The organism is Rhodosalinus sp. K401, assembly GCF_041365735.1.
Taxonomy (GTDB): Bacteria; Pseudomonadota; Alphaproteobacteria; order Rhodobacterales; family Rhodobacteraceae; genus Rhodosalinus.
In genome coordinates, this window is sequence record NZ_JBGFSI010000009.1 from 1 (window position 1) to 11,962 (window position 11,962).

The 11,962-nt window shown below is 71.0% G+C and carries 9 protein-coding genes and 1 riboswitch; of the genes, 3 read left to right on the forward strand and 6 right to left on the reverse strand.

From position 1 onward, the window contains the following. The coding region (locus tag AB6A66_RS11235) for a hypothetical protein (protein WP_371055967.1) at positions 1-1,551 on the forward strand (1,551 nt) is incomplete at its 5' end. Between the two features lie 153 nt (positions 1,552-1,704). Here the strand turns inward: AB6A66_RS11235 and AB6A66_RS11240 are convergent. Beyond that, positions 1,705-2,421, reverse strand: coding sequence for a VPLPA-CTERM sorting domain-containing protein (locus AB6A66_RS11240; protein WP_371055968.1), 717 nt, complete (start codon positions 2,419-2,421; stop codon positions 1,705-1,707). Positions 2,422-2,918: 497 nt separating this feature from the next. Between AB6A66_RS11240 and AB6A66_RS11245 the strand changes: the two genes are divergently transcribed. Next, complete coding sequence (locus AB6A66_RS11245) at positions 2,919-3,596, forward strand: PEP-CTERM sorting domain-containing protein (RefSeq protein ID WP_371055969.1); 678 nt, start codon at positions 2,919-2,921, stop codon at positions 3,594-3,596. A gap of 449 nt (positions 3,597-4,045) precedes the next feature. Here AB6A66_RS11245 and AB6A66_RS11250 read toward each other — a convergent pair whose 3' ends face one another. From AB6A66_RS11250 to AB6A66_RS11270, 5 genes are all read right to left on the reverse strand, one after another. Then, complete coding sequence (locus AB6A66_RS11250) at positions 4,046-4,558, reverse strand: hypothetical protein (protein WP_371055970.1); 513 nt, start codon at positions 4,556-4,558, stop codon at positions 4,046-4,048. Beyond that, positions 4,555-5,220, reverse strand: a complete 666-nt coding sequence (locus tag AB6A66_RS11255; protein WP_371055971.1) for a hypothetical protein — start codon at positions 5,218-5,220, stop codon at positions 4,555-4,557. Before AB6A66_RS11255 ends, AB6A66_RS11250 begins: the two co-directional genes overlap by 4 nt. Before the next feature lie 141 nt (positions 5,221-5,361). Then, a riboswitch (SAM-I-IV-variant riboswitch) is annotated at positions 5,362-5,465 on the reverse strand. A 71-nt stretch (positions 5,466-5,536) separates the two neighbouring features. Continuing rightward, the gene (locus tag AB6A66_RS11260) at positions 5,537-8,242 is read right to left on the reverse strand and encodes a cation-transporting P-type ATPase (RefSeq protein WP_371055972.1); all 2,706 of its coding nucleotides are present in this window, start codon (positions 8,240-8,242) and stop codon (positions 5,537-5,539) included. 39 nt (positions 8,243-8,281) lie between these two features. Then, positions 8,282-10,012 carry a cation:proton antiporter gene (locus AB6A66_RS11265; protein WP_371055973.1) on the reverse strand — a complete coding sequence of 577 codons (1,731 nt, stop codon included), beginning with the start codon at positions 10,010-10,012 and terminating at the stop codon, positions 8,282-8,284. Continuing rightward, a complete protein-coding gene (locus tag AB6A66_RS11270; RefSeq protein WP_371055974.1) occupies positions 10,009-10,248 on the reverse strand; it encodes a helix-turn-helix domain-containing protein in 240 nt (79 codons plus the stop codon). The genes AB6A66_RS11265 and AB6A66_RS11270 overlap by 4 nt, the downstream gene beginning before the upstream one ends. Positions 10,249-10,386: 138 nt before the next feature. Here AB6A66_RS11270 and AB6A66_RS11275 point away from each other — a divergent pair, with 138 nt between their 5' ends. After that, on the forward strand, positions 10,387-11,256 hold the full coding sequence (locus AB6A66_RS11275) for a universal stress protein (protein ID WP_371055975.1): 870 nt from the start codon (positions 10,387-10,389) through the stop codon (positions 11,254-11,256). The last annotated feature ends 706 nt before the right edge of the window (positions 11,257-11,962 follow it).

Genomic DNA, 11,962 nt, shown 5'->3' on the forward strand with positions numbered 1-11,962 from the left:
GAGCTGCGCGGGCGCGGCCCGGGCCTCGTCGCGCGCGACGGCCGGCTCGAGGTGCGCCGCGCCGCGCTCGAACGGCTGGAGCCGGGCGGCTGGCTGCTCGCCCGCGTCGCCTTCGACGACAGACGCGCGGCGGTCGTCGATCCTGAGGCGCGCACACCCGCGCACCGGCGCCTCGCGGCGCTTTTCGCGTCGGGCGCCGCGGCGGGCAACCACGGCGACCTCTACGACAACCTGGACGGCGGGCACTCCCGCCTTCCGGCCGGCGACCACCCGCAGCTGACCGCGACGGTCTATGACGAGGCGGCGCAGGACGACGGTCTGGCGCGCGGCCTCGGGCTGCGCGTGCTCTTCGACGCGCCGCTCATCGGCAACTGCTCCATGGCGCTGGTCGGAACCCCGTTCTGGCGCTCCCTGCCCCGCGCCGCGCTGACCCGGCCCGACGGCGCGCATCGGCTCTTCCGGGTCTACGCCTCGGGGGCGCTCCGGGTCTTTCCCGAACACAGGGATCACGACCCCGAGCACGGCGACCTCTTTCCCGCCAACACGCCCTACTGTCTGGTCTCGCAGGGCTCCTCCGGGTCGGACCGCCCGCATCTCGAGGCGCTCGCGATGATCCTCGCGGCGTTCCGCCCCGACACGAAGGCGGCGCTGCAGCGCGCCGGGCTCGTCGCGACCACGCTGCAGATGGTCTACCGGCGCGCGCGGCTGGGCATCCTGCGCCGGGAGACCTACCTGACCGGCCGCGCCCATCCCACGGTCTTCGCCGCCGGGGACATCAATCTCTCCGGCATGGTGGCGCTCGCGAACGCCATCGCGCCCGACGCCGTGCCCCCCATGGTCCGCCTCGAGGTGGACGCGGAGACCGAGGCCCGCCCGGGCGTGGATGTCTTCGGCGAGGGGCTGGGCGAGCGGCTCTTCGACACGCCCTCGGCCATCGCGCGTGTCTGGCGCGCGCCGGTCTGGCGGCGCAGCATGATCGTCTCCGCCGCAAGGACCCGCGATCCGAACGGCCGGCCGCTGCGGTTCACCTGGTCGCTCCTGCACGGCGACCCGGCGCGCACGCGGATCGAGCCGCTCGACGCCGCGGGCCGGCGCGCCCGGATCACGCTGGAGTGGCAGGCCCCGCGCCCGGTGCCCGGGCGCGACGACATCCTCTCGCCGCGGATCGACATCGGGGTCTTCGCCTCGAACGGCGCGCACGACAGCGCGCCGGGGTTCGTGTCGGTGCTGCTGCCCGCCCACGAGGCGCGCGTCTACGAACCCGCGCCCGACGGCGGCCAGAGGATCGCGCGGATCACGCGGGCGGCCCGGGACGGCGTCTACGCCGACCCGGCGCTCTTCCCGGTCACCGACTGGACCGACGTCTACCGCTACGGCGTGGACGGCAGCCTGCTGGGATGGACCCGGTCGCGGGCCTCGGGCGACACCCGGTACGACGCCGCGGGACGGCGGCGCGGCCAGGATGGCGCCTTGCGCGGCGTACGCTATCCGGTGGACGCGTTGCCCGACGGCCGGCCCGTGCTGCGCGAGGTGCCCGTTACCAGGCCGTGAGACGCTTGCAGGAGCGACGCGCGGCGTGGGGGATCCCGGCGCGCGTCGCGCAGCTTGATCCTGACCGACGATCCTCCGCCCGGATGCCCCACGAAAAAGCGCGCCGCGGCGAGGAGCCACGGCGCGCGATGTGCGTGTGGTAGCCGGCTTGGATCAGGCGCGGCGCCGGCGCCGCGCGACCCCCAGGGCCCCAATGCCCCCGAGCAGCAGCAACGCCGAGGCCGGCAGCGGCACGGCGGCAACGCCGTCGATCGTGAACGCGTCGTCGGGCTTGTTCTCGCTGTTCTCGATCTTGACGAGCGCAGAGCTCACCGCCTCGCTGAAGCTAACCACAACCAGATACTCCGACCCGCTGGCTTCATTCGGGCCGATCTGTTTCGATGCCCCATTGGCAGTGATGGTGACGAAGATGTCGCTGATATCCGCTGCGTCACGGATGCCAAACACCAGCCGCGAGAAGACACCGCCAGTCGAGGCATCCCACTGGATACCCAGGGTATCGTTCGAGCTGAGCGACCACTCGCCGTTTTCGGGAACGAGATTGCCCTGATCGTTGATCCCCTCATCGTTTTCAAGCGCGATTTGCGTACAGCCCGTCGTGCTGTTGGCAGCACAGGTCGACCCCGACCCGGAGCCCCCGAGGGAGCTGAACGTGCCGACATTCGTCGAGAGCGGGCCGTCGAGTTCGCCCTCCGACCCGCTAACGAAATTCGCGCCGTCGTGGATCGACTCGAAATCCTCAACGATGCCACCAGCGGTAACGTTCTGCCACTCGGTGAAGTCGAAGGTTTCGATCGTGATCGTCGTGGCATGCGCCGCGGACCCGAGGAGAACGGCCGCCACCGCACTCGTGATTCTGGAAAATCTCATGACTTACCCCCTAATTGACGGCGAATCGCACGGTTCACCCTTCCGTAATCTTTACCATACGTACACCATGGCCGCGGATCCCGGCAAGAAATGTGTCGGCATCAAGGCGGAAACAGTCTGTTCTCTGGGCACGCACCGGGGCCCGGAACGGGTGCTGCCGGGACAGGTACGGCGCGGGGACGGGCGAAGGCCCCGGAGGCCGCGGGATCGCACACCGAACGCCTCCGCTGTCGCCACGAGGCCGCCGGCAGTCCCGGACCACCCCTTCCGAACCGGAACACATCGCAGAGCCGCAGGACCCGAAACGCCTCGACAGCCCCACCGGATCTGGGGCTACCGTTTCCGGATATTGTTGCAGCGCAGCCTCTTTAACCAAAATGTGGCGCAAAAGAGGCTTGTCGGACCACCCTGCCTTCGGTAACTCCCGAGGAACAGGCCATGCACGACCATCGCCGCGACAGCCGCGATGTCGTGACATCGAAGAGAAGGTAGACGGTATGAATTTGAAGATTGTCAAACGTGCAGTCGCAGGCCTCGCGCTGATCCTCGTGCCGCTCCAGGCCAGCGCGCTGACGCTCAAGCTGATCGACAATCGGGACGGGCGCTCTGTCATGATTGCCGACGGCGCCGATGGGACTGCGCCCGACAACCTCGTGGACTATTACGGAGCGTTCGGTGGGTTCGCACTGGCAATCGCGTCGGGCGCGAACGCGGCATTTCCCCCGGTCGACGGGCTCTTCGCGAACCTGACCGCGCAATTCCTCTACGACGACATCTCTTCCGCAGACATCACCCTCGAGGTATCGCACATCTTCGACAACACCGCGTCGGGCGTGTCGGGCCCCTACCGGCTCACCCAGAACCTGAACACGCAGCGCGGCGCCGGCACCGTCGAGACATTCTACGGGGCCACGCTGTTCGAGAGATGGACCCCACTCAACGAGATCGCGTCGAGAAACACCTCCGAAAGTTCGGACACTGGCGGCGTTTTCGACATGACGTCCTATTCGATCACGCACGTCATCACGCTCAAATCCACCGCCAGCGGGTGCGCTTTCTGCACTTTGCAGGGCTCCGCGGATCTTGTCGCCCCGGTGCCGGCGCCGGGCGCGGGGCTGATGCTGCTTGCCGGGCTGGGCGGGCTGGCCGTCATTCGGAGACGCAAGCGCGCCTGACATCGGCGTTTCGGATCGCGACGACGGCGGCTTTGTGACAAGTCGCCGTTTTTCGTTGGGCATGGTCCTCGACATCCACAGGCAGTCCGAGCGGGTCCGATCGGCACGCGACGGTGACCAAAGCCCCCGCAGACACCTGGCCGCCGCCGCGGCGCGCGGCGGGCGCGAAAATGGCTTCGTTTCGGGAAACGTCGTAGAAGCGGCCGTTCTGCGACTGGATCGTCGGTGCGCTTGAATGGCTTCGTTTCGGAAAACTGCCGTGAGGCGCAAGGTGTCCGCCGCCCGTCGCCCGACCTCCCAAGGGCGCGCCCGGAATGGCTTCGTTTCGGAAAACCGCCCGTCATATGGCTTCGTTTCGGAGAACTGACGCGACGCGCCAGGTGTCCGCCGCCCGTCGCACGACCTCCCGAGGGCGCGCCCGGAATGGCTTCGTTTCGGAAAACCGCCCGTCATGCCGGAACGCCCGCCTGGCGCAGCCAGTCCACCCAGCCCCGGAACGCGCGCTTCCGCGCGCCCCTGGCCTCGCGCAGGTAGCGCCGGGCGAGTTCGCTCTCCGGCGCATGTTTCTCGCGGACGCGGGTCTCGACGAGCTGGCCGTCGATCCACGTTTCGGTCACCTTGCGACCGACGAGCACCATCGCGTCCTCGACGCCGGGCGCGTGACCGGCCCCGCCGGCCAAGGCCGCCAGCCGGGCCTCAAGCCCGGCGACCCGCGCTTCCGCCCGCGCGAGCACCAGCGCGCGGGAGAGCCCCTCCTCCTCCCGGAAGGCCGCCGCGGCGGGCAGCTCCGTGCGATCGAGGATCACCGTGAGCCATCGTTGCACCGCCTCGGGCGCGGGCGCCGCGGTCAGCCCGTGGCGCCGGGCGTTGCCCGATGCCCGTGCCTTGCCCGAAGCGGAGCGCGGCCCGGTGCTCCGCTGCGCGTTCCGCCGGTTGGCGGCGACCTGGCGCGCGCTGGTCACGACACCTCCGCGACCGCCTCGATCGGGCGGGCGGCCTGAAGCGCGTCGAGATCCCGCTTCACCTCGCGGCGGCGCGGCTCGAGCTCGACGATCTTGCGGTCATGGAAGCGTGTTGCGACCTCGCCAGCCTGCCAGAACTCGGCCATCAGCGCGACCATGTCCAGTCCGAGCGCCGCGATCTCGGCCTCCGCCGCGGCCACGGTCCCGGCGTCGCGCGACACCGCGCGCGCCGCGAGCTCGGTCGCCTCGCTCAGGGCGCCCGGCCGGTCGAACGGCGCTTCGTGGAAATCCTCCTCGGACTTGCCGGCCTCGATCCACGCGTCCCAGACCTGGTCGAGATGCGCCTCGTGGCGGGCGTGGCAGGCCTCGACGACGGCCTCCGTGATCTTGTGCTCGACCTGGCGCGCAAGGACGCGGTCGCGCATCCGGCGGTGCTGCATCAGGTCCCACTCGATCGCGATCAGGTTTTCCGCGATCACCGCCTCGTAGGGCGTGACGGGCGCCAGCGCGCGCAGAAGCCCCGCCTCGAAGGCGGGGAACGCGGCCGGCGACTGGCCGGGCAAGGGATCCCGGCCCGGCAGCAATTCGAGGAAGGACGCAAGTCCGAAGCGCTGCGGATCGGGCGGCGTCAGGGCGGTTCCGGGGTCTGGTGTCGTGGCCATCATGGCCTCCTTCTGGCTGGGCGACGCGGCGGCGCGCGCCGGCGTCGCGGTGGGTGCGCAGCCCCGATCGGCCGAGGGCGCCGCATGCGCGCGGCGGTCCCGACGGCACGGGGCCGGCAATCATTCGCACCAGGAGAAGGAAACGCCCCCCTTCGTTGCCGTGTCGGCCACATCGCCTTGCGGGCAGCCACCTTGCCGGGGTCGGCAGGTTGGCGGAGGCTCGCGCCCCACTCATGATGCATGCGCACACTACCTCATTCGCGAATCGTCGCGCAACCCCAATCCTCGCGCCCCGGTCTCACCCGGGGCGCGCGGGTCATCCCGCGGCCGGCGCCCGGAAGGCGAGCCGCATCTGCTTCTCGGTCTCGATCAGGGCGAAGAAGACCGCGCCGATCGCCACGATGATCACGCCGTCGGCCAGCGGCACCGGCGCGGTCCCCATGATCCGCTGCAACGGCGGCAGGTAGGTGATGGCGAATTGCAGGCCGGTCACGGTCAGCACGCTGATCCAGACGACCCGGGTGCCCAGCAGCGCCGACAGGCGCAGCGAGGCGCCGTGGATGTTGCGGATGAAGAAGAGGTAGAAGATCTCGAGAACGACGAGCGTGTTCATCGCCATCGTCTGCGCCAGCTCGACCGGATACCCCCGGTCGGTCGCGTAGAGAAAGACGCCGAAGACCGCGGCGAGAAAGAGCCCCGAGACCAGCACGAGTTGCCAGATCAGCCCGCCGGTCAGCAGCGGCTCTCCGCGCGGGCGCGGCGGGCGGCGCATGGTGCCGGGCTCGGACGGCTCGAACGCCAGCGCGATGCCGAGGGTCACGGCCGTGACCAGGTTTACCCACAGGATCTGCACCGCCGTGATCGGAAGCGCGAGGCCCGCGAAGAGCGCCAGGATGATCGTCATCGCCTCGCCCGCGTTGGTGGGCAGGGTCCAGCTGATCACCTTCTTGATGTTGTCGTAGACCGTGCGCCCCTCGCGCACCGCCGCCGCGATGGACGCGAAATTGTCGTCGGCCAACACCAGTTCGGCGGCCTCCTTCGCCGCCTCGCTGCCCTTGAGCCCCATCGCGATGCCGGCGTCGGCGCGCTTGAGCGCGGGCGCGTCGTTCACCCCGTCGCCGGTCATCGCCACGGTGAGCCCGCGCGCCTGCAGCGCGGTGACGAGGCGCAGCTTGTGCGCGGGAGAGGTGCGCGCGAAGATGTCGGTCTCCACCACCATGTCGGCGAGCGCGGCGTCGTCCATCGCCTCGAGATCGGCGCCGGTGAGCACGCGGTCGTGGTTCGTCAGACCGATCCTGGCCGCGATGGCGCGTGCCGTCGCGGCGTGATCGCCGGTGATCATCTTCACGCGGATGCCGGCGGCGTGGCACTCGGCCACCGCCTCGATGGCCTCCGCGCGCGGCGGATCGATCAGCCCGATCAGCCCGATCAGCGTGAGGCGCCCCTCGAGATCGGCGCTTTCCAGGGTTTCCATCTCCCGCGGCGCCGGGCGCGCCGCGACGGCGATCACCCGCTGGCCTTCCGCGGCCAGCGCCTCGACCTCGTCGCTCCAGTGCCCGGCGTCGAGCGGCGCCACCCCGCCATCGGGCGCGCGCTGGTCGGCGCAGAGCGCGAGCACCGCCTCCGGCGCGCCCTTGACGTGGATGCAGGCCTCGCCGCCCCGGCCGTGATGCAGCGTCGCCATGTAGCGGTGCGCCGCGTCGAAGGGGATCGCGTCGGCGCGGCGCCACGCGCGCAGGGGCTCGGCCCCGTCGCCGGTGATCTTGCCCGCAAGCGCGATGAGCGCGCCCTCCATCGGGTCGCCCTCGACGTGCCAGCCATCCTCCGCGCCGCGCAGCCGCGCGTCGTTGCAAAGCGCCGCCGCGCGGGCGATCTCGGTCAGTACCGCGTGCTCGTCGGGATGGGCGTCCGCCTCGCGCCAGCGCACCGCGCCCTCGGGGGCGTAGCCGCTGCCGCCCACCGAGTAGACCCGGCCCGCCGCCGCCAGCGTCGTCGCCATCATCTCGTTGCGGGTCAGCGTACCGGTCTTGTCGGAGCAGATCACCGAGACCGAGCCCAGCGTCTCGATCGCCGGCAGCCGGCGGACGATGGCGTTGCGCCGCGCCATCGCCTGCACGCCCACCGCCAGCGTGATGGTCAGCACCGCCGGCAGCCCCTCGGGGATCGCCGCGACCGAAAGGCCAACCACCGCCATGAAAAGCTCGGAAAACGGCAGGTGGTCCACGAAGTAACCGTAGCTCAGCAGCGCGCCGGCCACGATCAGGATGAAGAGCGTGAGCCAGCGCGCGAAGCGGTCCATCTGCGCCACGAGCGGGGTGGTCAGCGTCTCCACGCGGCCGAGCATGCCGCTGATCCGGCCGATCTGCGTGTCGGCCCCGGTGGCCACCACGACGCCGCGCCCCGCCCCGGCCGCCACGAGCGTGCCCGAAAAGAGCATCGGGCTCCGGTCGCCCAGGGACACCTCCGCCGCGACGGGCGCGGTGCCCTTGTCGACGGGCACCGACTCGCCCGTCAGCACCGCCTCCTCGGCCTTGAGCCCGCGCGCCGCGATCAGCCGCAGGTCCGCGGGCACGCGGTCGCCCGCCTCGACCAGCACGATGTCGCCCGGCACGAGCCCGGCCGCATCCAGGCTCGTGCGCCGCCCGTCGCGCAGCACCGTCGACTGCGGCGCCAGCATCCCCCGGATCGCGGCCATCGCCTGCTCGGCCCGGCCCTCCTGGATGTAGCCGATCACCGCGTTGACGAGCACTACGGCGAGGATCACGCCGGTGTCGATCCAGTGCTGCAACGCCGCCGTCACCGCGGCGGAGGCGATGAGCACGTAGATCAGCACGTTGTGGAAGTGCCCCAGGAACCGCAGCACCGGGTTGGGCGCCGGCGGCTCGGGCAGGCGGTTCGGCCCCTGCTCGGCCAGCCGGCGGGCGGCCTCCCCGGCGCCGAGCCCGTCGGGCCCCGTCGCGAACGCGTCGAGCAGGTCCGCGGCGGGGCGGGCGTGCGGGGCGGTCTCGCGGGTGTCGGTCATCGGCTGCGCCTCGCCTTTCCCGACGCCGCGCGTTTGCGCTCACGACGCCTGCTTCTCCTCGGTCCCGATCTCCGGGATCTCGGTACGTTCCTTTTCGGGCGCGCCGCACAGCAGGTCAACCGCTTGATCGGCCGCGTCCTGGAACGGCTCGAGCACGATGTCGGCGCCCGCGCCGAAAAGCGCCTCGGTGTCGCGGGGATGATGCGAGGCGACGGCGATCCGGCCCGAAAACCCCGCCGCCCGCGTGAGCTGGATCAGCGTCGTGCGCGTGTCCTCGTGGCTCAGGCCGGTGGGGTGGATCGGCACGGTCGAGACGATCCAGTCGGCCTGCGAGAGCGGAAGCTCGGCCACGAACTCCGGGTCGGTCGCGTCGCCGAACTCGCTCGCGAGGCCCAGCTCGCGCCACCGCCGCACCGCGAGCGGGTTGAAATCCGCCCCCAGCACCGTGACGCCGCGCTTTTGCAGCCGCATCCCGATGGCGGTGCCGAACCGGCCCAGCCCGAAGACGATCACCTTGTAGCGGTCGCCGCGATGCGCGGCCGCGTCGGAGGGCTCGCGCGGGGTGCCGCGGCGCTCGAAGATCCCGAGCACCGGCTCGAAGAGCGCGTAGAGCCGGTGCGAATAGGTGATCATGTAGGTGGAGGCCGCGATGGTGACGAGCCCGACCATGGTCACGAGGCCGAGCGCGTCCTCCTCGACATGGCCGATCGAGACGCCCATCGCCACGAAGATCAGTGAGAACTCGCTGATCTGCGCGACCGTCAGCCCGGCGAGGAAGCCGGTGCGCTTGCGGTAGCCCATCGCCCCCATGATCGCGAGCACGATGAGCGGGTTGCCGATCAGCACGAAGAGCGAGAAGACGATCGCGCCGGTGACATGCGTGCCCAGCAGCGACAGGTCGAGCGTCGCGCCGAGCGCGATGAAGAAGAAGAGCAGCAGGAAGTCGCGAAGCGGGGCGAGCCGCGCCGCGATGGTCTCGCGGTAGGGCGTGGAGGCGAGCGCCACGCCGGCCAGGAGCCCGCCCACCTCCTTGCCCAGCCCCACGAAATCCCCGATCGCCGCGAACATCGCCGCCATCGCGATGGCGAAGATCACCAGCAACTCCTGCGCGCGGGCGAGCCGCTCGGTCAGCGGGTCGGCGATGTAGCGCACGAAGAGCACGACGAGCGCGACCATCGCCACGCCCGAGACGAGCACCGAAAGCACCGTGCCGCCGCCGTGGCCGCCGCCCTCCGCCGCCGCGCCGATCCCGATGGCCGAGAGCACGATCATCGCCAGCACGACGACGATGTCCTGCACGATCAGGAAGCCGAGCGCGATCTGCCCGTGCAGGCTGTCGATCTCGCGCTTGTCGGAGAGCAGCTTGACGATGATGATCGTCGAGGAGAACGTCAGCGCCACCGCGACGTAGAGGCTGGTGACCGCGCCGAGCCCCAGCGCAAGCCCGATCAGGAAGCCGAAGACCGAGGTGAAGGCGACCTGCCCGAGCCCGGTCGTGAGCGACACCGCGCCGAGCGACCGGATGAGCTTCACGTCGAGCTTGATGCCGACGAGGAAGAGCAGAACGGCGATGCCGAGTTGCGACAGAAGATCGATCTGCGCATCGGCGCGCACGACATCGAGCGCCGAGGGCCCCGCGATCAGGCCGACGGCGATGAAGCTCACGATCAGCGGCTGGCGCAGCGCGATGCCGAAAAGCCCGATGGCCGCGGCCATCACCAGCAGAAGCGCGACCTCGGCGAAGGGCGAATGGGTCAGCGCGTCGATCATGCGTCCCGCCCGCCCGGGGGCCCGGGCGGGGCGCCCGCTTCGGGCGCGTCCGGCGCGCGCGCCCGCGTCGCGTGGCTGGCCAGGAACGCCGCCAGGTCCGCGTCGGCGATCCGCCACCCCTTGCCGATCACGATCGCGCGCAGCTCGCCCTGCCGGATCCAGCCGCGCACCGTCGCCTCGCTGACCTTCAACCGGTCGGCCACTTCCTTGACCGTCTGATACGCGTCGCGGGCCATGGCATGGACCTTTGCAGTGTCGTTGCGTGAAGGATAGCGTTATCTGGTGCAATCGGGGTGATTTCGGTGAAATGATTTGCCGCAGGCACCGCTTGGGGTCAAGAACGTGACGACCCGTCGGCGAGAGGGGGGCATGCGATGAAGACGATCCTGCTGGCCACCGACTTTTCCGAGCGCTCGGACCGGGCGTTCCGGCGCGCGTCCCTGCTCGCCCGGCAGGTCGGCGCCACCCTCGTGGTCGTCCATGTCGTCGACGACGACCAGCCGCGGCGCATCCTCGACAGCGAACGCGAGGCGGCCGCCGGGCTCCTGGAGGACCTGCGCGCCACGGTGCGCCGCGTCGACGGGCTCGACTGCGAAACCCGCCTGGTCCTGGCCGACCCCTTCGCCGGCATCGCGCAGGCAGCCGCGGAGAGCGCCGCGGACCTGCTCGTCATCGGCCCGCACCGGCGGCAGGCCCTGCGCGACGTCTTCGTCGGCACCACCGCCGAGCGCACGATCCGGTCGGTGACGACGCCCGTGCTGATGGTCAACGCCCCGCCCGTGGCGCCTTACGCCCACGTCATGCTCACCACCGACCTCTCCGACGGCGCCGCCGCGGCGGCCCGCGCCGCGACGCGGCTCGGGATCGCGGGCGACGCCCGGCGCTCGATCCTGCACGTCGTCGACGCGCCGGTGGGCCATCTCGTCCTCGGCGGCAACGTCGCGCCCGAGGGGCGCGCCGCCTACCGCGACGACGCGCGCAGCGAGGCCGCGCGCGAGCTTGCGGCCTTCGTCGAGGCGACGGGCCTCGGCACGCTCCGCCAGAGCCCGCGCCTGAGCGACGCCGCCCCGGCCGACGCGATCCTCGAGGCCGCGCGGGAGGAGGCGGCCGACCTCGTGGTGGTGGGCACCCACGGCCGCAGCGGCCTCGCGAAGCTCTTCCTCGGCAGCGTGGCCGAAGCGGTGCTGCGCAAGGCCGACCGCGACGTCCTCGCCGTCCCGCCCTCCGCCGCCCGAGCGGGCTAGACCAGCCGACGCCCCAGCCGCCTGGCGCAGCATCCACCCCATGCGCAGGAAGCGCAGCCGGGCGAGCGTGAGCGCCGCGCGCCAGCGCTCTCCCGGCGAGCGCAGGTCGCGGTGCGACAGCACGCGCGGCAGATGCGCCAGGATGCTCGCCGGCATCATGAGCGCCTTCGCCACCCACCGGCGGCGCGGCCGGCCCTCCGCCCGCTCGAGCGCGTGCGCTTCCTCGGTCAGCCGGCGCCACTTGGCCCTGAGCGCGGGCCAGTCCGCCCACTGGCGCACGATTGAGGAGGGCTAGTCCTCAGGCGACGACCTCTTCAGCGCCCACGATCCCGATTATCCCTCCTGCGCGGTCAGGCAAGTCAACCATAATCCTGACTGCGAGGCGCACGCCTACCCTTGCGCGAGATACGCCGCCCGTTCGCCACGGTGCGCAATCTCGGGCTAGGTTTCGGGGAACACCCCTGCACGCTGCACTTCACCACCGCCATGCTTAACACGTGCGCAAGGCCTCAATCGTCTCGTCAGGAGGGTCCCGCAGAAGACCGAGTAGATCACCGTAGATCCGGAGCCAATGAGCATGATCTGCCTCCACGTCCCATCCCCCGGCAGGCACACAGAAGAGCAAGCCAAGCGAAACGCCGCAACCCTCCTCGCCCCAACGTCGGCCATCATCGTCGGTGACCGTCGACTGAGCCGCGCACTGGCT